General features: G+C 35.1%; 17 protein-coding genes, 1 tRNA gene and 4 pseudogenes. 9 read left to right on the forward strand and 13 right to left on the reverse strand.

The window, feature by feature from the left end; genetic code table 11:
• Positions 1 to 104: 104 nt before the first annotated feature.
• A pseudogene (tnpC, locus tag OPR17_RS00200) lies at positions 105 to 1434 on the forward strand (IS66 family transposase).
• Between the two features lie 258 nt (positions 1435 to 1692).
• Here tnpC and OPR17_RS00205 read toward each other — a convergent pair.
• The 3 genes from OPR17_RS00205 to rpmE all read right to left on the reverse strand — a co-directional run bounded on the left by OPR17_RS00205 (position 1693) and on the right by rpmE (position 4907).
• Positions 1693 to 3555 carry an HAD family hydrolase gene (locus OPR17_RS00205; RefSeq protein WP_265021688.1) on the reverse strand — a complete coding sequence of 621 codons (1863 nt, stop codon included), beginning with the start codon at positions 3553 to 3555 and terminating at the stop codon, positions 1693 to 1695.
• A gap of 315 nt (positions 3556 to 3870) precedes the next feature.
• Positions 3871 to 4665, reverse strand: a complete 795-nt coding sequence (locus OPR17_RS00215) for an NAD kinase (protein ID WP_265021690.1) — start codon at positions 4663 to 4665, stop codon at positions 3871 to 3873.
• A gap of 38 nt (positions 4666 to 4703) precedes the next feature.
• A complete protein-coding gene (rpmE, locus tag OPR17_RS00220; protein ID WP_265021691.1) occupies positions 4704 to 4907 on the reverse strand; it encodes a 50S ribosomal protein L31 in 204 nt (67 codons plus the stop codon).
• Between the two features lie 128 nt (positions 4908 to 5035).
• On the opposite strand from rpmE, the gene fabD reads away from it, so the two are divergent.
• From fabD to OPR17_RS00235, 3 genes are read left to right on the forward strand one after another with little or no spacing between them, the layout of a single operon-like run.
• Positions 5036 to 6019 (forward strand): ACP S-malonyltransferase, encoded by a 984-nt coding sequence (gene fabD / locus OPR17_RS00225; protein WP_265021692.1) that lies wholly within the window; start codon positions 5036 to 5038, stop codon positions 6017 to 6019.
• 52 nt (positions 6020 to 6071) lie between these two features.
• Positions 6072 to 6359, forward strand: coding sequence for a hypothetical protein (locus OPR17_RS00230; protein ID WP_265021693.1), 288 nt, complete (start codon positions 6072 to 6074; stop codon positions 6357 to 6359).
• 29 nt (positions 6360 to 6388) lie between these two features.
• Positions 6389 to 6826, forward strand: a complete 438-nt coding sequence (locus OPR17_RS00235) for a hypothetical protein (protein ID WP_265021694.1) — start codon at positions 6389 to 6391, stop codon at positions 6824 to 6826.
• A 14-nt stretch (positions 6827 to 6840) separates the two neighbouring features.
• Here OPR17_RS00235 and gpmI read toward each other — a convergent pair whose 3' ends face one another.
• From gpmI to OPR17_RS00260, 5 genes and pseudogenes are all read right to left on the reverse strand, one after another.
• Positions 6841 to 8337, reverse strand: a complete 1497-nt coding sequence (gene gpmI, locus OPR17_RS00240; RefSeq protein WP_265021695.1) for a 2,3-bisphosphoglycerate-independent phosphoglycerate mutase — start codon at positions 8335 to 8337, stop codon at positions 6841 to 6843.
• 33 nt (positions 8338 to 8370) lie between these two features.
• Positions 8371 to 8442 (reverse strand) — tRNA-Asn (locus OPR17_RS00245).
• Between the two features lie 572 nt (positions 8443 to 9014).
• A pseudogene (locus tag OPR17_RS00250) lies at positions 9015 to 9916 on the reverse strand (IS982 family transposase).
• Between the two features lie 84 nt (positions 9917 to 10000).
• Positions 10001 to 10777, reverse strand: a pseudogene (locus OPR17_RS00255) (IS4 family transposase); the annotation flags it as partial.
• 81 nt (positions 10778 to 10858) lie between these two features.
• Positions 10859 to 11334, reverse strand: a pseudogene (locus OPR17_RS00260) (DUF6444 domain-containing protein); the annotation flags it as partial.
• Between the two features lie 423 nt (positions 11335 to 11757).
• Between OPR17_RS00260 and OPR17_RS00265 the strand changes: the two are divergent.
• Both OPR17_RS00265 and OPR17_RS00270 read left to right on the forward strand, forming a co-directional pair.
• Complete coding sequence (locus tag OPR17_RS00265; RefSeq protein WP_265021696.1) at positions 11758 to 12399, forward strand: protocatechuate 3,4-dioxygenase; 642 nt, start codon at positions 11758 to 11760, stop codon at positions 12397 to 12399.
• A 96-nt stretch (positions 12400 to 12495) separates the two neighbouring features.
• Entirely contained in the window at positions 12496 to 13998 is a 1503-nt protein-coding gene (locus OPR17_RS00270) for a leucyl aminopeptidase (RefSeq protein ID WP_265022130.1), read from the forward strand.
• A 630-nt stretch (positions 13999 to 14628) separates the two neighbouring features.
• Here the strand turns inward: OPR17_RS00270 and OPR17_RS00275 are convergent.
• Positions 14629 to 15531 (reverse strand): transposase, encoded by a 903-nt coding sequence (locus tag OPR17_RS00275; protein ID WP_265021237.1) that lies wholly within the window; start codon positions 15529 to 15531, stop codon positions 14629 to 14631.
• A 132-nt stretch (positions 15532 to 15663) separates the two neighbouring features.
• Here OPR17_RS00275 and OPR17_RS00280 point away from each other — a divergent pair, with 132 nt between their 5' ends.
• On the forward strand, positions 15664 to 16626 hold the full coding sequence (locus tag OPR17_RS00280) for an IS481-like element ISWpi4 family transposase (RefSeq protein ID WP_065094971.1): 963 nt from the start codon (positions 15664 to 15666) through the stop codon (positions 16624 to 16626).
• A gap of 2 nt (positions 16627 to 16628) precedes the next feature.
• Here OPR17_RS00280 and pth read toward each other — a convergent pair whose 3' ends face one another.
• Both pth and OPR17_RS00290 read right to left on the reverse strand, forming a co-directional pair.
• A complete protein-coding gene (pth, locus tag OPR17_RS00285; RefSeq protein ID WP_155968827.1) occupies positions 16629 to 17177 on the reverse strand; it encodes an aminoacyl-tRNA hydrolase in 549 nt (182 codons plus the stop codon).
• A complete protein-coding gene (locus OPR17_RS00290; protein ID WP_155968825.1) occupies positions 17177 to 17788 on the reverse strand; it encodes a 50S ribosomal protein L25/general stress protein Ctc in 612 nt (203 codons plus the stop codon). The genes pth and OPR17_RS00290 overlap by 1 nt, the downstream gene beginning before the upstream one ends.
• Positions 17789 to 17933: 145 nt before the next feature.
• Between OPR17_RS00290 and OPR17_RS00295 the strand changes: the two genes are divergently transcribed.
• The gene (locus OPR17_RS00295; RefSeq protein WP_265021697.1) at positions 17934 to 18233 is read left to right on the forward strand and encodes an ETC complex I subunit; all 300 of its coding nucleotides are present in this window, start codon (positions 17934 to 17936) and stop codon (positions 18231 to 18233) included.
• 50 nt (positions 18234 to 18283) lie between these two features.
• On the opposite strand, the gene ftsL is transcribed toward OPR17_RS00295, so the two are convergent.
• Both ftsL and rsmH read right to left on the reverse strand, forming a co-directional pair.
• Positions 18284 to 18559: a cell division protein FtsL gene (gene ftsL / locus OPR17_RS00300; RefSeq protein ID WP_261983856.1), complete on the reverse strand. Its 276-nt coding sequence runs from the start codon at positions 18557 to 18559 to the stop codon at positions 18284 to 18286.
• Between the two features lie 26 nt (positions 18560 to 18585).
• Entirely contained in the window at positions 18586 to 19539 is a 954-nt protein-coding gene (gene rsmH, locus OPR17_RS00305; RefSeq protein ID WP_265021698.1) for a 16S rRNA (cytosine(1402)-N(4))-methyltransferase RsmH, read from the reverse strand.
• A gap of 219 nt (positions 19540 to 19758) precedes the next feature.
• On the opposite strand from rsmH, the gene OPR17_RS00310 reads away from it, so the two are divergent.
• A complete protein-coding gene (locus OPR17_RS00310; RefSeq protein ID WP_265021699.1) occupies positions 19759 to 21006 on the forward strand; it encodes an MFS transporter in 1248 nt (415 codons plus the stop codon).
• Positions 21007 to 21033: the final 27 nt, after the last annotated feature.

Consider the following 21033-nt stretch of genomic DNA (forward strand, 5'->3'; position numbering starts at 1 on the left):
TGGTGTTAGCTATAGCTAACCCAAGGTATCCGTTCAGCGGAGTGGTAGAATAAGGTAGACAAAGCAAGATAATAAAGATAATCATAGAGCAAAAGTGAGGTAATGTGGTAAACCTTTTAGAACTTTGCAAAAATTTACAGCAAAAAATAGAAAAACTGGAAGCAGAGATAGAAAACTTAAAAGCAGAAAATAAAGCTTTAAAGATAGAGAACGCTGAATTAAAGGAAAGGCTCGGTTTAAATTCAAAAAACTCATCCCTGCCCAGCTCAAAAGAGCTATACAAAATAAAAAAGGACAAGCCAAAAAGCGAAAGGAATGTTGGCGATTAGGTTGGGCATAAAGGAAATTTTCATGCCACAATGGAAGCGGATAAAGTAGTAAAAATAGAGTTGCTTAATATTTGCGAATGCGGAGGAGAGCTTGTAATATGCGAAAAACCTTATGTTCACCAAAAAGTTGATCTTCCGGAAATTAGGCCTTATGTAGTAATTGGAACATGGTCGTTGTCGGAGATGCAGAAAAAGAAAAAGTAGCAAGTTACCAGAAGGTGTTACGCCAGATACATTTGGTCCAAGGGTTAAGTCTATAATTGCAGCACTCAGCGGATTTTACAAAAACTCAAAGCGTGAAGTGGCTAGTATCATAAATGACATTTTTAATTTGAACATAAGTGTCGGCAGCATATCAAATAGTGAACACAGAGTTGCATTAAAATGCGAAAAAACATATGAGCAAATCGAACAAGAAATAAGCAGAAGTGAGGTTTTGCATATCGATGAAACCAGTCACTATAACAAAGGAAAACTTGGCTGGTGTTGGATGTTTACAAGCAATACGGCAAGTTTTGTAAAATTGACAGAATCAAGAGGAATGAATGTTTTGCAAGACAGCACATTTTGCAATCGCAATAGTTTGATAGTAACTGATAGATATTCAGCCTACAACTACTTTAATGATAAGAAAAGGCAAATCTGCTGGGCTTATTTAATAAGAGATTTTGAAAGGCTGGCTCATAGCTGGAACATTGAAGTTAAGATTCTTGGCTGTTATGTAAGAGATGTCGCTACTGAATTATTTGCACTAAAAAAAGCTTTACTAAAAAATGAGATAGACATTTTAAGATTTGCCAGACGTGCAAGAAAATTGCGAAAACGTACGAGGTATTATTTGAAGGAAATATCTCGCTTACCTGAAGCAATTGGAGCTTCTCGAGTTGCAAAGAATATTTTGAAATCTGAAAGAATGATGTGGAAATTTTTAGATGACCCAGAAAATATTCCGCTGACAAATAACCATGCTGAACAGCAAATTCGGCATTATGTCGTTTATCGCAAAAATTCATATTTTACCCAATCGAAGCGGGGAAATGCATTCCTTGAACGGATAATTTCATTATACTTGACATGGAAACAAAGGGGTCTCAATCCTTTCTAAAACCTCTTATCTATCATCTCTTACACCGCTTAGCTGAACGGATACACGTGAATGTTGCAATTACAAAAGCGATCTCTACTAGGAGGATGTCATTTCAGTGCTCCTTTTTTTGTCATCCCAGTGTCAGCTACTTGGATGACAGGGGAGGGAGGTGCTACCCTGACAATCGTCATCCCGCTACATGTTAGCGGGATCTAGAGATACCGCGAATGAATCGCGGTGTGACGTAGGGCTGCACTAGCTATATCATGCATTTTATTAACCAACACTATAAACAATATCCTTACAATTATGAGATTGAACCACAACTTGCTCAAGCGTTAAGCTGCTGCGTTTAGCGTCTTTACTGTGATTTTCCCCAAGAACATTTGTTCTTTCTCGTTTTATTTCCTCAATGAATTTCCCATTAACATCTTTAGGATCAATCTCTCCTTCAGAATATATAAGGTTAGTGCAATTTGTTTTTCTATAATAATGCACGCCAAGACATATAATTGATAATGCAAGTATACCAGAACCTATAAGTAATAATAATCCTATGTTATTAGTCAAAGGGTTTTGGTAAAATTTTTGTACGTTATTAACACCGCCTTCCGCATATAGCCATAGAGGAAGCGCTATATTTGCAGCAACTACACCAGTAAATAATGCAGTAAATATTGGTCTGTCGTTAATTACTGATTTTATTTTATTAGTTCTAGTAATTACTTTTTCGTCAATGTTAGTGAAGCCTTGTTTAGCTTCCCAAGCATTAAGTACAAAATTTGAATGAGTGCCATTGCTATATTCCAGTCTTACAGATTTTATAGCTTTATCTTTTGGCTGGTGCTCCAACACCTCAGCTAAAATTTTATCCGCATCTTTTTTTTGAATGGAATGTTCTTCAGTATCTATAAATTGCCTTGTTGCAAAAAATATTGGACCAATTGCAAGCAATGCAGCAAGTGCGATAACTGGTATAGTGATATATTTTGGGCTGTTTGTAAAAAATGCAATAAATTTTGCTTTATCTTGTAAATATAATAAAGCTGCAGATATACTGAGTATAATAGCACTTGCACCAAAAATTATAAAACCCTTCTGCTGCATGGCATACTTTGCTCTTGGCAAGAATCTGTTTGTTTTTTTATTTGTTGTGCTACCTATATCAGAATTTAGTGACAAAGACTCTTCAGAGTCATCTTTGCTTTTATATGATGGTGGTGAAGTTGGAAACGTACCTGGACTTTTAATATCCTGAAGATTCTGATGTGTAGGTTCTTTAATCCATTTTTCTACTTTGCCTAAATAACCATCATCCGTTGCTCTGTCTGTTTCTGTTGTTTGCTCACTAGATACATTAATCCCTTTAAATGTGATATTTTTTAATTCCTCTTCACTGATATCAACTTCCACTATTTTTTGATCTATATTTTCTAAGAAACTCCCCATATCTTTTTCTAATAATTCCTCTACGTTTCTACGGAAGTCATCATCAGGATCAATGTTCCGCTGATTACCATCAATTAACATTACTTTTTGCGGTAACATACCTTTGTCTTTCTTATATGCTTTTAAAAGATATAAAACACATAGATGTTTTTCAATTTGTGGATCTTGAGGCTCATTCATTCTTTTAGCTACTTCTGTTAGTGGATCTTGACGCTTAGTCGTTCCTCCAACTACTTTAATACCTTGTGCCTGCTCTTCTGTTAAACCTAAATGATTTTTCACTACATACTCTACTGCTTTTATGTATTTTGCAGACGATACAATAGCAACTTCTACTCCACTTGAGAGTGCAGATTTTAATACAGGCCTTAGCTTTTCTTTATTTTTGATTCCTGGGTTTTGTAAAAATTCTTCTATTTTTTCTTTAGTTACCGCATTTTTTTCGCCAGAATTATAATCACTATAGTTCTTGGATACAAAGAAATTGTGCATAGACTGATTGGTAATTGTTTGATCAAAGTCAAATATTAATAGTGTATTATTTCCTGCCATATCCAGCATAGCACTTGAGATAGTTTTTTCTGCTTCTTTAGACGATGGTGGATTTATTTCTTCATCATTTTTTTTGAGAGTACTTGTTCTAGGTATTGGAATTGGTGTGAAGTTATTTTCATTTACTGATCCAGGCATATTTGCTCCAAAATTAATTACTATGTTGTGTTGATTACGCTATAGTTATTAAGATCTAGTAAATACCAATTTACAGATAATGTATCTGTTTAGCAGAGTGGCAAAATAAGGTAGACGAGAAAAGACAACTATAGGAACAAATGGGTGTCATCCCAGTGCCCAGACACTGGGATCCAGAAAATTTGATTGTGTACTATACAACATTTTCGATCAAAAGCTGGATTCCAGTGTCAAGCACTGGAATGACATCACAGGGGCACTGGAATTTTTGTTTCAATATTTGTACATTAGCCATGCATCTGAACAGATACATTATTAGTATAGAAATTGTCTATCAAAGATCCTTTCATTCAGAGGGTAATCTTTGTCAAAAAGCAGAGTGATTGTGTTCTCATGGTCTTTTTGTATTTTTATCTGCGATATATTATGAAACTCTTTGTAATCTGATACTACAAGTACTGGACGGTTTTTTGTGTCGTTAATGTCAATTTGTACGATCGTATCATTTGAGATTAGTGCTCCATTCCAATGCCTTGGGTAATAGCTATTGATAGAAGTGAGTGCAAGTAAATTTGAATTTAGCGGCAAGATTGGGCCACCGGCAGAGAAGTTGTATGCAGTGCTGCCTGTGGGGGTAGATAATATTACTCCGTCCCCTCTAAATTTCTCTACTTTTAGCTTATCGTTGATAGTAATATTCATCTCTACTATTTGGTTCGCTTTTCTAAAAACATATACCTCGTTTACCGCTATGTAGTGATACCTCTTGCCACTTGTGTCTGTTGCTTCCATTTTTAGCAAAGTTAACTGAGTTGAAGTTGCATGTTCTATATGATCAATTAAATCTTCACTGCAGCTAAAGCATTTATTCATCAAAAACCCAACATTGCCAGTGTTTATCCCATACACATGCATGTTTTTATTTTCTATGACGTAATTGTGCAAAGTGCGTAGCATAAAGCCATCACCGCCAACAACTATCAATAGATCGATTTCGGACTTATTTTCTTCTGTTATATTGATAAAATTAAGTTTCTTTAATAGTTTAGATACTTCCTGCGATTTTGGTGATGGAGAAGCAACATAGCCTATATTTTTATATTTATGCATGCTTCAGTAAACTCTCTAAAACTTAAAGAGGAGGAAAATTAGAAAATGCTTCCATATTTATCGTTAAACTTAGCTAATTTGCTAGTTTTACTTGCTAACCCGCTTATCAAACTTCCAGTCCATGCAGGGTGAGTAAGAGGATCTCTATCAAGTTTTACCCTATCTCCCTCCTTTCCATAAGTGGAACGAGTTTCAAACTCTTGACCGTCTGTCATAACTATAATAATTTTATGATAATTCATTGTTGTTTATAAACTTTTAGTCAGTTAATATTCTAGTGAACTTAATTCACTAAGTCAATCATTATTCTAAAATATTGACAAAAAATAAATAAAGTAGTATATTTAATAAGGAATAAATAATAACTATCATGATTTTTGCTTTCCCCGGTCAGGGCTCTCAGTTTGTAGAAATGGGAAAGAGCTTATATAGTGAGTTTTCTGTTGCAAGACAAGTATTTAATGAAGTAGATAGCATATTGGATAGAAAGCTGTCTCATTTAATCTTCAACGGTCCTATTGAAGAATTAACCATTACAGAAAACGCTCAGCCAGCTATAATGGCAGTATCAATTGCAATGCTACGTGTTATGGAGCATGTGTTTGGCAAATCTCTTTTCACTGATCACAATGTTAAATATGTTTGTGGGCATTCAGTTGGCGAATATACAGCGCTGTGTGCTGCAGGAGCGTTAACGCTTGAGTCTGCAATCAAGCTGCTGGAAGTTCGCAGCGAAGCAATGCATGAAGCTTCACTGAAATGTAAAGGCGGAATGGTTGCGTTGCTTGGAGCAGAGATAAATGAAGTGGAAGATATATTGAAATCAGTTCAAATTGACGGAATTTGTGAAATTGCAAACGATAACGGTGGCGGACAAGTGGTTATAAGTGGCACTAGAGAAGCTCTTGAAATGTTACCCGATTTATTCAAAAACTCGAGTGTGAGGAAACTAATTAAATTACAGGTTAGTGGGCCTTTTCATTCATCTCTTATGAAACCTGCTGATGAAAAAGTTTTGGAATTTTTGGAGGGTATTAAAATAACCCGTCCTATAGTTCCTTTGATATCAAATGTTACAGCTAAAGAGGAGAATGATCCCAAAATTATAAAAGCTTTACTTGTTAAACAAGTCATAAGCAGAGTGAAATGGAGAGAAATGGTTTTGTATATGGCAAGCCGTGGCATTAACAAATTTGTTGAAATTGGTCCTAATAAAGTTTTATCTAATCTAGTTAAAAGAATTGACCAATCTATCAGTACAAAAAATATAGGTAATATTGGTGATATTGACGGCTTCTTTAATGAATCATTAATATTGACAGCAAAGAATTTAAAAGTAAAAGCGTATAGCTAGCATAAAGTAAAAATTGGGCTATTTATTTACTTTTATTATTAATAGCAGTAAAATGTCAAACATCGACACTAAAGAATATGATCTAACGTTAGGTGATACCACAGTTAAGCTTTTTATTAAAAGTAGCGATACAAGTGGAATCAATTTTATCAATGTGCATCAAAATGAAGTAACTTCAAAAGAAGCTGGCGAGCGTATAATCCAGCAGTTTGGTGGAAGAATGCTGTACATTACCCATGGTGATGGTACCCCACGCAATGTAGAATTTTACTTAAATGGTGAGCGGTATGAATTCGATCCAATCGTATATTTGACAACGTGGCTGCAGAGGCTGGTTTAAAAGAATTTGGCAATTTTTCAGAAGGTGCTTTGAAAGCAGTTAGAAATTTTGCAGAAAAAATTTTAGATTTCTTGCTTCCTGGTCAAGACCATGTCATCGCTCTGCATAATAACTACAACTCTCCCAGCTACTCATTCAAAAGCTATTTTTCTCCACCACTTTCCCGTGATGTACTGAAGATTTATCCAGAAGTATGTCCAGAAAGCGGAACGGGTGAGTTTTTCTACACAACAGTTGAAGATTGGTTTGAGGCTTTAAAACAGAAGAGAGTTTTTAATATAATATTGCAAAACAACAAAGCGGTTGAAGACGATGGTTCTTTATCTGTATATGCTGGAGAAAACAATATTCGGTACTCTAATGTGGAAGCAGAGCATGGTCATTTAGAGCAGCAAATAGATATGCTATCTGCTATGCACAGTGTTTTGTTTCCTAATGAGAACCAACCCTCAACAGTAGAGTTATAGTAGCATAAGGTGTACTATACAATCAACGAACTACCTGTCATTTCATCAGGTTTCTTAATTCCAAGTAGCTGTAAAATAGTAGGGGCAATATCAGATAACCTTCCGTCTCTTAGTTTTAGATTATCGCAAGACACAATAAATGGCACTTTATTTAGAGTGTGTGCTGTATGAGGTGTATTATTTTCTTTATCGAACATACATTCCACATTACCATGGTCTGCAGTAACAATTAATGCGGTGTTGCTTGACTTTTTAACAGCACTCAGCACTTTCGCAAGACAACCATCTACAGCTAGCACAGCTTTCTCGGCTGCTTTTATATTACCTGTATGCCCTACCATATCAGGATTAGCGTAATTTACAACTATCAGTGCGAATTCTTGGGAGTGAATTTTTTCTACAAGCTTTTCTGTGAGCTTGAAGGCTGACATTTCGGGCTGCAAATCATAAGTTTGAACTTTTGGTGAGGGAATGAGTATTCTTTCTTCACCAGAGAAAGGTTCTTCTTTTCCACAATTGAAAAAGAAAGTCACATGAGCATATTTTTCGGTTTCAGCGATGCGTAATTGTTGCAATTTATTGTCTTCTATTGTTTGTCCTAAAGTGTTAGCAAAAGATATAGGAGGAAAAATATAAGGAATTTTGAGATCTTCTTTATATTTCATCATGCTTAAAATTGAAGAGAGTTTTGCTATTTCAGTATGGTTTGTTTTACTAAGCAAAATACTTGCTAATTGTATCATTCGATCAGCACGAAAGTTAGCCAACAGCACTCCATCTTCTGGTTTTATACCTTGATAATCATCTATTACTGCAGGCCTGACAAACTCATCAGTTATGTTATTTTGATAATTTTCATCAATCAACGATACTGCATTATCATGACGAGGTGCCTTTGCAAATGCGATAGCCTCATAAGCTTCAATTGTTCTCTCCCACCTGTTATCACGATCCATAGCATAGTAACGCCCAGAAACAGTAGCAATTCTTGTGTCATTTCCCTTTATACTCTTTGTAAATTCTTGAATGCATTTTTTTCCTGAATTTGGCAATGTGTCTCTGCCATCTAAAAATGCATGTATCACCACTTTTATTCCATGCTGTGATATTTTATTTGCTAAAGTTGAAATATGCTTTTGATGCGAATGAACACCACCATCAGACACCAATCCCATTATATGGCATACTCCGTTCTTACTTTTTAGATCATTAATAAAACTTTGTAGATTTACATTGTTTTCTATTGTTCCAATCTCTTGATTAATGCGCTGAAGGCTTTGTATTACCACTCTACCACTGCCAATATTCATATGGCCAACTTCTGAGTTACCTATTTGACCACCAGGTAACCCCACATCAGTTCCACAGGCGGATAAACTGCATTTTGGATAATTAGAGCTAATATATTGCCAACAGGGTGGATTTGCGTTGCTAATAGCATTGTATTTACTGTTTTCTACTCTATTTCCCCAGCCATCTAGTATACATAAAACGACTGATTTAATGCCCATATAAAATCAACACTAAAATTCAACAGAGAAGAGCTCCCCGGGCCGGATTCGAACCAGCGACCAATTGGTTAACAGCCAACTGCTCTACCACTGAGCTACCGAGGAATAAACCGTTTTTAATTTACCATGTTGAACGTTGGTTGTAAACGTTTTTTGTGTAGACTTTAAGTCCAACTGGTCACAGAAACGAAAAAACTTACTTGACAAACTCCGCCAGCCCCCTTATCATGAGACTGAAGCTATTTATTTATCTTCGCAATCTGTGCAAGTTAATGACAAAAAACTTAGGGTATTTGGCGTCTCATGTTTAATTTTTCGCACTACGTGCATCGCATGTCTTTAAAAATCTTTAGGTTTTTACCTATATAAGCCGAAACGCGCTTACAAAGCGTTTAAGACAGCAAAAAACGTCAAATTGACAAGGGAGAATTTGAATGCTAGCTACTACGGGGTTTCTTTGCCTTTTTTCCTGCTTAGTAAATTTCTTAAACACTTGCGGTGTAGGTTAGTTGCAAGTTAAAAGCAGCTAAATCGCTCTTAATCAAGCGTTTTAGAATAAAAAAAACGCCGATATTTTAGTACATGGTAAATAGCCAACCACCACGGGGCTTCTTTTGCCTTTTTTTATTTGGTAAATTTCTTAATGTTTATGGCTAAAGATTGCACGAATGTTGCAATTACAAAAGCGTTTCTACTAGGAACGCGAATTCTGGATTAAGGAAGGAAGTATAGGAAATAGAAGGCTTTTTGGATTTGATGGAATAGGAGATGAGAGTAGAAAAGATATGAACCAAGAAATCAACAGGGGATCTATGGCGAGTGTGTTCAATTTCTAGTCTATTTTTTAGGTAACCAAAAACAGTCTCAATGATAGACCTTTTTCTCAGTAAAATCTTCTCATTTAGCGAAATTAATGTATTTTTCATACCTTTTTTCACCTTGGTAACAAGTTTCAAACCTCGGTCAAACAGCTTCTGAAAAAGCTCTTTTGCAATATAACCTTTGTCACCAAACAAAAGGCCGGTTAATTTTTCCGTCAAATTTGGCACAGGTATCCTATCATCAACATTGCCTTTTGTTAGCGTAAGTGCATGAATTTCACCATTTTCATTGATTACCATATGTAATTTGAAACCAAAAAACCAGCCGTAAGTACTCTTGCTTAATTTTGCAATTCCAGCAAAAACTTTGTTTTTGGATATTCTTTTTGCATGACAAACTGCAATGGGAGTTGTGTCTATATATGAAATTCCAGTGTTTTCTGACTGTCCACAAAGCCAATGCAACAACATTGCTAAATGCCACAAAACCCTAGGCTTTAGAGCAACAAACCTGGTATATGAAGGCAACTTTGGAAACTCTGATTTGTAGAGCAACGTTAGGTAATGTAGATAGAAAGTTTTGAAATTTTTACACGGAGATTGTTGATATAGCAGGATTATTGTCATGATTTCAGAGTGCTCAATTTCCGTTGTTCTTGTGGGTTTTTTACCATTTGGCAGTAGTTTGCCTGCAAAATTTTCTCTATATCTCTGCAAAAATCATCGACCAAACAAAACAGTTTTGTTATATCTTCCATGGGTAACCTCATCTATTTTTTTATAATTGCTGAGTTTACCCTGTTTTCTGCCTTTTCTATTCTCCTTTAATCCAGAATTCGCGTAATTTCTAAAAACGCTATCCTTTTTTGCTTGTTATCTCTAGCAGGGATTTCAACTTCTACTTTTCCAGCGCAAGGGAGGCCTTGGATAAATGACCATAATTTTTGCTTGTTCCTGGTATGCATGAATTTTTTATTTACATTTCTGTTGTGGCAAGCTCTTACTAAAATTTCTGAGTTAAGATTATGTGCAAGTTCAAAAAAATCATGCATATCTGCTTCTCTGTCACATACAGTTATAGCTTCGGTTTGGGCCAGATCTATAATATTATTTGTTTTCTTTAAACTTTCTAGCCATTTCATACTTTCTTTATCCTCAATATGAACGTTGTTACGATGGCTCTTTAGTCTTTTTTCTTCTTCAGAAATGAGTTGCCTCGAGTAAATCTTTTGATCCAGTATTCCCAGCTTCCGTACTAACAGCAAGGGCTGTATGCATTACTGCTCCTTTTCCAGCAATAGTTCCCAATCCGCTTATGGCTTGAGTATGAAATATAAGTTGTATCTTGAATCACAAGAATTCTTTTATGAGCTTTTGTTCTTTCAACTGTTTTATCAATGTGTGAAGCTAGAATATCGACTTCTTTTACGTTCTCATTTTGAAAAAAAACGATATGCTGCTTTTGCTTCTGACCAACTTCCGCATGCCTCATTAATTGAGCTTTCAGGTAAACTTATCAAACTATCAGCAATCTTTACTAATCGGTCAGTTAATCTTTTATCTCCAAGTACAGCATCTCCAAATTCATTTTTAGCCCATTCATTACTCTCATTTGCCATTTCTATACCCTCAATATTTGCAAACTCTAATATTGTAATATTTTACTTTTTAGTCCATTTATATTTGTGGGTAATAGTAAGATTTGATATGCTGCCAACACTTATGTTCAAATTAAAAATGTCATTTATGATACTAGCCACTTCTGCATCTCCAACAACGACCATGTTCCAATTACTACATAAGGCCTAATTTCCGGAAGATCAACTTTTTGGTGAACATAAGGTTTTTCGCATATTACAAGCTCTCCTCCGCATTCGCAAATATTAGGCAACTCTATTTTTACTACTTTATCCGCTTCCATTGTGGCATGAAAATTTCCTTTATGCCCAACCTGATCGCCAACATTCCTTTCGCTTTTTGGCTTGTCCTTTTTTGTTTTGTACAATTCTTTAGAGCTCGGTAGAGATGAATTTTTCGAGTTTAAACCAAGCCTCTCTTTCAACTCAGCGTTCTCAATCCTCAAGGCCTTATTTTCTGCCTCTAACTCTTCTATCCTCCCTTCCAACTTTTCTATTTTTTGCTGTAAATTTTTGCAGAGTTCTAAAAGGTTTACCACATTACCTCACTTTTGCTCTATGATTATCTTTTTAGATCACTTTGTCTACCTTATTCTACCACTCCGCTGAACGGATACAATTTACTAAACAGAAAAAAAGGCAAAAGAAACCCTAGGGTAGCTAGTTATTCACTATCCATTTTTTAAGTTGGCGTTTTTTAATGTTTTAAATAGCGCGTTTCAGCTTGTGTAGGTAAAAACCTAGAAATATTGTGAAGACATAAGGTACACATAGTGCAAAAAATTAAAAATAAGACGCCAACCACGTTGTTTTCTTGCTGTTTAATCTGCACAGATGAAGATAACTGAATACCTTCAGTTTCATGATAAGGGGGCTGGCGAAGGGTGTCAAGCAAGTTTTTTCGTTTCTATTTCCAATAAAAGTTTGTTATATGGTTATGCAAGAAGTCTATTATAAATGAAATGAATGTGAAAAATATCTTGTTAGCACTTTTAGTACAAATGATATTCAGTTTGCCGCTATTTGCAGCTGATCCTGTTTTGCTCAACTGCATTAAAACTCCGGAAATATATGGCCTTGATGCAAGGCCAAAAAATTTTAGCTCTTCAAACAATTTAAGAAGGAAACCTGGTTCTCCAAATAGTGCAATAGGGGAATTAATACACATAGTGGGTAGAATTACTGATATAAACTGCTTACCAATACAAAATGCTGTAGTTTCTATATGGCACGCGAATTCACGCGGCGTGAACCATTACGATAAGAATATAGAGGATGATCTGAATTTTGCTGGATCAGGAAGGTTTGTAGTGAATAATCTTGGCTATTATAATTTTATTACGATAGCACCTGGTAAAATTGGTGATAGAGCTCCACATATCAACTTTCTAGTTCAACATCCGGATTTTCCAGAATTCACAACGCAAATGTTTTTTGCTGACCATAATTGCGATAATTGCGCTGATCCTGTTCTTGAAGATTTTGTTAGTAATGGGCTTGCAAGCCTTCTCATAACACCATTTACTTACAGTGATCAGGTCATAAAAACCTATACGTTTAACATTACCTTGGGCGGATATAATAAGTTCTCTAATAAAAGATAAAAAACCTTGCATGTAAGGGAGTCCATAGTAAACTTAAGTGTTATTGTACTTAGGATGTATATGAAAAATATCTTACTGATGTTTTTGCTATGTTTTATGTACAGTTTACAATTATTTGCAACGGAGATACCAGCAATGAAAATAACAATTTCTAAAATTTCGCCCGATTTTAAAACAATAGTAATGGGTTTATTTGAGGACAACGAAACCGTAAATGATGCCGGAGTTTTGCAAGGAAAACAGGTCATAGATAATATAAAGCAATTTAGCGATTTCAATGGAAGTTTTGGTGAATTTTTCTCTACTGCTTTGCCAGAAGAAAAAAATGTCATAGTTGTTGGACTTGGTAAGAAGGGTGAGTGGAATGAAAATAGAGAATTAAATATTGGTGGTAAAATATATTGTGAGCTAAGCAGATTAAAAATTAAAAAAGCAGCAGTTTTAATCGAAGGTAGTGCAGCAAATGTTGCATATGGTGCGTTTCTGCGTAGTTTTAAGTTTGATAAGTATAAAACTAAAAAGGATGAAAAATTTACAGAGGTAGAGGAGATTACCGTATTAGTAAAAGATGAGCAATTAAGTAATGCTGAAAGATCATTTGAGCACTTAGGGCAAGAAGGGGAGAGTATATTTCTTGCGCGCTCTTTTATAACAGAGCCTCCTAACATTCTATATCCAGAATCCTATGCTGATAATATAAAAAAAGAACTTACTAAGCTTGGCCTTGAAATCGAAGTGCTTGATAAAAAGCAGATGGAAGAGAAAAAAATGGGAGCCTTGCTTGGAGTTGCACAAGGAAGTAGTAAAGAACCAAAATTAGTAGTGATAAAATGGAATGGGGCTTCTAAAGAACAAAAGCCTATAGCTTTTGTTGGTAAAGGTATAACGTTTGACACTGGTGGAGTATCACTCAAACCTTCACGTGGTATGGAGTCGATGAAATATGACATGGCAGGCTCTGCTGCTGTGGTTGGGGTGATGCATGCTTTAGCAGGACGAAAAGCAAAAGTAAATGCAATCGGCGTGGTTGCACTTGCAGAAAATGCAGTGGGTGGTAATGCTCAAAGACCAAGTGATGTAGTAACTTCAATGTCTGGACAGACAATAGAAGTGTTGAACACCGATGCAGAAGGAAGGCTTATACTTGCAGATGCTTTGTGGTATACGCAAGAGAGATTTTCACCACAATTTATGATTGATCTTGCAACCTTAACTGGAGCTATAGTGGTTGCACTTGGAAATAACGAATATGCTGGTCTTTTTTCCAACAATAATGAATTAGCAAACCGTCTGATTGATGCAGGAAATGAAGTAAGTGAGAAGTTATGGCGTTTTCCTATGAATGAAACTTATGACAAAATTATTGATTCACCGATTGCTGATGTGCAAAATATCGCTCCTGCGGGCTCTGGTGGAGATAGCATAATGGCTGCACAGTTTTTACAGCGTTTTGTGAATGAAACTTGCTGGGCACATTTAGATATTGCAGGCACTGCTTGGCACGAAAAAGGTACTGACATTTGTCCAAGAGGAGCAGTAGGTTTTGGTGTAAGGTTACTTAATAAGTTGGTTAAAAAGTACTACGAAGCCAATGATTAAAGATCTTTATCTGGATTTATGGCTTAGCTACATGAACGTTTATTTTCGAGGCGCAGCAAATGAAAGTAGCTGATACATATTTCTTTTTTTCTGGATTCCAGTGTCAGCTACTTTCATGACACCCTGACAACCGTCATCCCGCTGCTTGTTAGCGGGATCTAGAGATACCGCGGCGGTATGACGTAGGACTGCTGTCATCCCAGTGCCCAGACACTGGGATCCAGTTGAGCTATTTCAACAAAAATACTGCATTTTGAGATGAACGTTTATTTTCACCAGATTATTTACAAGTATAACAATTAAAGTCTGGATTCCAGTGTCAAGCACTGGAATGACACCGTCTTGGATGGAAACCAGTGTTGGCTACTCGGATGACATCATAGGGGTGCTGGGCATAAGTGTTGAAAGTATCAAAAATAACGTGATATGAGATGATCAACGGCATGTAAATTACCTCTGTGAATTGCAGTAATGCTATTTTGAACCCATGTAGATTATTTTTGATTTTATAAACAAGAAATAACAAAGCCGTAATAATAATCATGTAAATATACACCTTCATGCCATTCATAGTATGGCTTAAAAAGTGCTTATATCCAAGATTTTGCTTTATAAATTTAAAGAACACTTCTATATCCATCTGCGCCTATATAGCTCTGTTACTTCATAAGCTGGCATTTCAAACAAGTTTGTCAAAAACCATATTTCATCTCCAATTTTATTTCTGATTTTTATTAGCCGTAGATCATGCTTTTCTGCCACTTTACCTCGTGCACGATAAAGATTAACTATTATATCTTCTAAAATCTCTGATCCATCCGATTTTTGTTCTCTTATAACTTTGTTCCTGCTTATAACATCATGTTTTCTTCCTACTTTAACTCTTGTGATAAATTTGTACTCCTTTTCATCAAATTCGGCAAAAGTTCCAACTTTTCTGATTCCTCTATCAAATAATAAAATATCCTCTTTTTCAACTTTAGCTTCATTAATTGCTCTCACTAATGCCATATCTTCACTACTTTCTTCTTGTCCTTTACAAAATCTTATACTTGTCGGCAATTGATCCTTTAATCCTACACTCACTTTAACTTGACTGTCGTTACTTTTACCGCCTATTTTTAGCCCATCTTTTATGAGATATCCCGATAAATTTATGATCGTCGAATCAAACTTATGTAAGTTATTTGATGTTTTTTGGGGTAATAGCTTTTTAATCTTGCTCATCAAATCAATATATACTCCCTTAAAATATTCTGGATTTATAACTTTTAACCTTTTTGACAAACCACTGTATGTTACTGTACTTTTATCGCTATTCTTATCCATTATACACCTGTCTATTACCATTTCTAGCGCTCTTAGGCTTGTTTTTTGCCCCATTAATATTAACTTCATTAGACCTTTAAATATAATCTTGCCCAACAATTTAGTATTACATTTATCTACTTCACTTAATTTTCCTAGCCTTTCTAAATCCTCATCTTTTATTAAATTTAGTACTCTTTCTATTTGATCCATTATTGCCTCCATTTTCTTGCAATAATAGTTCTTTATGTCTTTTTTGTGTTACTTTCAACACTTATGGGGGGAGGGGGGATGTATGGTCCCAGAGTGTGATGGTATGATAAAATATGAGAAAACAATACCATCAAAGGAGGAATTATGGGACAAATATTACATGGGTGCGCCAAAACAACAGAGACAATTCGTAGAGCAATACAAAATAGTAAAGAGAGCATAGCAAAACTCTCCAGGTACTATAACCTTAATCCAAAAACTATCATTAAATGGAGAAAACGGTCTTTTGCCAAAGACGCTGATATGGGTCCGAAGCATGCAAGATCAACTGTTTTAACTTTAGAAGAGGAGGCTGTAATTGTTGCATTTCGTAAGCATACTCTATTGCCATTAGATGATTGTCTCTACGCTTTGCAAACCTCAATCCCACACTTGACTCGCTCTAGTCTACATCGTTGCTTGCAGAGGCACAGCATTAGCAGACTACCAGATGTTGATGGCGAAGTTAAACCAAAAAAGAAATTCAAACAATATCCTATAGGCTATTTCCATATTGATATTGCAGAAGTCAGAACAGAAGAAGGAAAGTTATATTTGTTTGTTGCAATAGATAGAACATCCAAATTTACGTATGTTGAGTTGCATAAAAGTGCTACAAAACCTATAGCTGCTGAGTTTCTACGTAATTTGATTAAAATTTTACCATATAAAATCCACACTATTTTGACAGATAACAGTATACAATTTACCAACCAAAAACGCCATAAATACGCTTTTCAACATATATTTGATAGAGCTTGTGAAGAAAATGACATTGAACACCGTCTAACAAAAGTTAGCCATCCTTGGACAAATGGGCAAGTTGAGCGTATGAACAAAACTTTAAAGAATGCCACTGTTAAGAAGTATTACTATCAGTCTCACCAGCAACTCAAAGAGCATCTTTATGACTTTGTTATGGCCTACAATTATGCTAAAAGACTCAAAACTCTTAAGGGTCTTACACCTTTTGAGTTTATATCTTTACAGTGGACAAAATCTCCTGAATTGTTCATACTAAATCCACACCATCACACTCTGGGACCATACACTCCCTGTGTTTCGTAATATTATACAATCAAATTGATAAAAGCTGTATTATCTCCTTGCAGCATTAAGTGTATATTTTTTGCTATTTTTTCCACTAAGGGAGTAACATTATCAAAATTTGAAAATTTTGATAACACATAATCTGCTAAGCTTCTTTGATCTTCAGGTCTACCCACTCCAAATCTCAAGCGCCAATAATCGTTGCCAATAAAACTATCTATGGATTTAAGTCCATTATGTCCAGCAGAACTACCACCTTTCTTTACTTTTATTCTTCCAAGTTCCAAATCAGCGTCATCGTGTATGACAACGATATTATCTAGCGATAATTTGTAAAAGTTTCGTATTTTTGCAACAGAAATGCCTGAATTATTCATAAATGAATAAGGCTTTATTAACATGATTTTATTATCATTAATTATGCCAGAGGTTATTAGATAATCGGCTTTTTTAGAGAACGACTGGAAATTCCAATATTTGCAGATTGCATCAACGGTGATGAAGCCGATATTATGATGAGTTAGCTCATATTGACTGCCAGGATTACCAAGCCCAACTATCAGGTGCACTATTCCTCTGTTTCTGCTTGAGGTTCTTCAACGTCACTATCGGCAGCAGAAATTGTAACAATGGTAAAATTTTCTTCTTCATGAGCTACAAACTTAACACCTTCTGGTAATTTTACATCATTGATATGTATAGATTGGCCAATCATTTTGCCGGATAAATCAACTTCTATAACCTGAGGTATTTTATCAGGAGAGCATTTAACAGCAATAGAACGACACAAAACATTAAGCACTCCACCTAACTTGATCCCTGGAGCTTTACTTTCATTCACAAATGATAGAGGTATGTCTATTTTAATTTCGCTGCCTTTATCAACAAATTGAAAATCAACATGTTGCACAGTATCCTTTACTACATGCAATTGGATATCGCGAACAAGAGCATATTCCTTTTTGCCCGAAATATTCAGCTCTATCAAATGTGCAGAAAGAGAACCTGATTTATATTGCTTCGTGAATTCCTTTGCAGACAATGTCAAATTTACATTATTATGGCCCTTTCCATATATGATTCCAGGGATGTTTCCTTTCTTTCTTAGAGAATGCATCGCTTTTGTTTTTGTTATATCACGTAACTCTGCATTAATTGTTACTATTTCCTGTTGCGTCATCGGTTACTCCTATTCAGCTAATCCTTTTAATATAATTTAATAATAATATAACATAAAAATATTTATTTCAAACTTCATTCTTTCATACTAATTGTTTGTGAAAGGATTTATTTAGATATATATTTAAGCTTATTTAACAAGAACTATGGGCATTGATGATAAAGTAGTTTTTAGGATTTATAAACCAACAAAAACTGCAACACAATCTGGTTTAGGTAATACAAATCTCTGGCACCTAAAAATTGAATCTGGTTCTTACTACATTGAACCTTTAATGGGGTGGATTGGCTCAAAAGATCCAAAAGAACAGATTGTATTAAAGTTTGATTCTCTTGAAAAAGCAGTATTCTACGCAAAAAAACGCAACGTTAAATACGTAATTGAAATGCCAAAAAATGTTAAGAGGCTGCCAAAATCTTACGCAAGCAATTTCATACTAAAGTAGGTTTATTGTAGTGTGCTTATCTGTAAAAGATAAAGCTTAGTATAACCAATTTAACTCTGGGTTTTAAGTTGTGCTAACACACTGCGGCCATTTAAAGAGTCAAGATTTTTAACCTGGCTAGCCAGTATTAAAGAGTTATTTTTTAGGTATTTCTTTACAAGGCTTGCAAGTCTTTTTGGATTATTCAAATAGCTCCACTCTGCTTGTAAAACTTTTATATCACTTTGTACTAAACTAATTTCACTTTTTATTTTTATTAGCTCTCTATTTAATGACTGAACATGTAGTTTTATCTTAAATAGTCCTACAATGCTAAGAAAAAACATAACTATTGAGATGATGCAGAAAGTTCTCATGACAACTTCTGTATAGCTCTTAGTTTTGCTGAGCGTGAACGCGGATTTGCACTTACTTCTTCTATACTTGCTTTGATCACTTTTTTATTTAGAAGAGAGAATGTCTTACAATCAGTAGATCTTGGCTCACATAGATCTTTAAAAAAAGTTTTGACTATACGATCTTCCAAAGAATGAAAGGTGACAACAATTAATTTGCCATTCTCATTTAAAATTTCAGATGCAGCTTTAATGCCCCTCTCAAGTTCTCCCAGCTCATCGTTTACCCATATTCTGATTGCCTGAAATGTTCTGGTTGCAGGATCAATTTTGCTTTTTCCACGGAATACCACAGAACGTACAATGTTCGCAAGCTCAAATGTAGTTTTGATAGTTTTCTTCTTCCGTGCACTTACTATTGCTCTTGCGATTTTGCGAGAATGATGCTCTCCTCCGTAGTTATATATAGTATTTGCAATTTCTTCTTCGCGTAAAGCGTTAACAAACGTTGAAGCGTTTATATAAGAAGAGTTATCCATGCTCATATCGAGTGGGCCATCATGTAAAAATGAGAACCCTCTATCTCCGTTATCAAGCTGCATAGATGAAACTCCGATGTCAAAAACTACCCCATCCACTCCGTTTGATGTCATTCCAGCGCGTGACCAGTTATTTTTTCCAGTATCAAGTACTGGGATGACAGGAGATGGCTCAACGCTGCTTAGTATACTTTTAATATTACTAAACTTCTCAATGAATAGTTTTATTCTATCGGGATATCTAACGCTTAAATCATCATAAAACTTAGTTACCGTTTCATCTCTATCAATTGCATATACTTTGCAATCAGCTGACTCCAATATTGCTTTGCTATATCCTCCAGCTCCAAATGTGGCATCCACGTATATACCACCATCTTGTGGTGAAAGTTGTGATAGCATCTCTTTTAATAAAACTGGAGTGTGTATCATAGCGCTTCATCAAGAGACTCTGTGCATACAAATAAAAATAGCTTCCCACTAAAACATATGGAAATATATAGGCAATAATATAAAAATACTTGAATACAGTCAATGATATAAAAATATTAAGATTTAATAAGATACTATTATTAATATAATGTTCAAATTTTTCTATTATATAAAAAAAGTAATGTATACTACTAAATACTAAACAAACTATAGAAAATTATGCAGCAAATAACAAAAGTAATATTTTCAAGTTTGATTTGTAACACTTTATTGTGGTATGACCACATGCTTTTCAGTCACCTAATAAGCATAATCGGAGATGTTTTTTTTCCATCAGATGATAAATTAGTCAGCATACTTAAGGCTTTTGGAGTTTTTGCAGTAGGTTTCCTGATAAGACCAATAGGTGCTGCTATATTTGGTCACATCGGTGATAAATATGGCAGAAAAATTGCCCTATTTCTTTCTATTATATTGATGACTTTGTCAACCGTATTAATTGCTTTTGTTCCAGGTTATCAAAGCATTGGAATACTAGCGTCAATGCTGGTAGTTTGTTTAAGGTTATTGCAGGGTATATCTCTTGGAGGAGAAGCAGGAAATGCACCATTTTTAATAGAACACGCTCCTAAAAACAAAAAAGGATTTTTTGGCAGCATTGAGGTATTAAGTGCAATTCTTGGTTCAATATTAAGCCTGATAGCGGTACTCATATGCAAGAAAGTATCTGATTTTGATTCTTGGGGGTGGAGATTACCTTTCATTTTTAGTTTAGCAATGGGATTAATCAGCATATATATGAGATATATACTTGATGAAAGTCCAGAGTATAAAAGACAAGAAAAACGATCTGAATTGCCGTTAAAAGAACTATTAAATGGCTATAGAAAACCTTTTCTGATATCAGTAGGAGTCGATATAGTTGAAAATTCATCTCTTTATATATATCTAGTGTTTTTCAATGTGCTTACATCAACAATAAACACTCAATTTAATCACACAGTGGAAATATTGAATCAGGTCGCACTTGGAGGGTTAACAATACTGTTTGCAATGCTTTCTGATAAAATAGGAAGAGCAAAAGTCATGAAATTTGCATTTGTGACTTTTATAGTAGTAAGTTATCCAGCTTTTTCAATGATACTAAGTGGTGATAATTTGCTCACCATAATGGCGCACGTTCTTTTTATAATCCCAATAGCTGCATCGCTTGGGCCTGTTAGTGCATTTATGTGTGAATTATTCCCAACAAGGGTACGATACAGTGGATTTGGTTTATCAAGAAATATAGCTTCGGGATTTTTTGGTGGCCTTGCACCATTTATATGCACAACAATTATCAAGGTTACAGGACAGGAAACTTCAGCTAGTTTTTACATGATTTTCTGTGCATTAATTGGGCTAGTTGCTATATCGCAAATTAAGGGTGAGCTTTCTTCAAAATCATCCAAAGTAAAACAAGTATAGTTGCAGTATAGCAGAATTTAAAAAAAT

This window comes from Wolbachia endosymbiont (group A) of Icerya purchasi, assembly GCF_947251635.1.
GTDB classification, from domain to species: domain Bacteria; phylum Pseudomonadota; class Alphaproteobacteria; order Rickettsiales; family Anaplasmataceae; genus Wolbachia; species Wolbachia pipientis.

Excerpts from the sequence above, each read along its gene's own strand:
- OPR17_RS00205 (WP_265021688.1), bottom strand. The coding sequence starts at position 3,555 with ATGCCTGGATCAGTAAATGAAAATAACTTCACACCAATTCCAATACCT.
- OPR17_RS00215 (WP_265021690.1), bottom strand. The coding sequence starts at position 4,665 with ATGCATAAATATAAAAATATAGGCTATGTTGCTTCTCCATCACCAAAA.
- rpmE (WP_265021691.1), bottom strand. The coding sequence starts at position 4,907 with ATGAATTATCATAAAATTATTATAGTTATGACAGACGGTCAAGAGTTT.
- fabD (WP_265021692.1), top strand. The coding sequence starts at position 5,036 with ATGATTTTTGCTTTCCCCGGTCAGGGCTCTCAGTTTGTAGAAATGGGA.
- OPR17_RS00230 (WP_265021693.1), top strand. The coding sequence starts at position 6,072 with ATGTCAAACATCGACACTAAAGAATATGATCTAACGTTAGGTGATACC.
- gpmI (WP_265021695.1), bottom strand. The coding sequence starts at position 8,337 with ATGGGCATTAAATCAGTCGTTTTATGTATACTAGATGGCTGGGGAAAT.
- OPR17_RS00265 (WP_265021696.1), top strand. The coding sequence starts at position 11,758 with ATGAATGTGAAAAATATCTTGTTAGCACTTTTAGTACAAATGATATTC.
- OPR17_RS00270 (WP_265022130.1), top strand. The coding sequence starts at position 12,496 with ATGTACAGTTTACAATTATTTGCAACGGAGATACCAGCAATGAAAATA.
- OPR17_RS00275 (WP_265021237.1), bottom strand. The coding sequence starts at position 15,531 with ATGGAGGCAATAATGGATCAAATAGAAAGAGTACTAAATTTAATAAAA.
- OPR17_RS00280 (WP_065094971.1), top strand. The coding sequence starts at position 15,664 with ATGGGACAAATATTACATGGGTGCGCCAAAACAACAGAGACAATTCGT.
- OPR17_RS00290 (WP_155968825.1), bottom strand. The coding sequence starts at position 17,788 with ATGACGCAACAGGAAATAGTAACAATTAATGCAGAGTTACGTGATATA.
- OPR17_RS00295 (WP_265021697.1), top strand. The coding sequence starts at position 17,934 with ATGGGCATTGATGATAAAGTAGTTTTTAGGATTTATAAACCAACAAAA.
- ftsL (WP_261983856.1), bottom strand. The coding sequence starts at position 18,559 with ATGTTTTTTCTTAGCATTGTAGGACTATTTAAGATAAAACTACATGTT.
- rsmH (WP_265021698.1), bottom strand. The coding sequence starts at position 19,539 with ATGATACACACTCCAGTTTTATTAAAAGAGATGCTATCACAACTTTCA.
- OPR17_RS00310 (WP_265021699.1), top strand. The coding sequence starts at position 19,759 with ATGCAGCAAATAACAAAAGTAATATTTTCAAGTTTGATTTGTAACACT.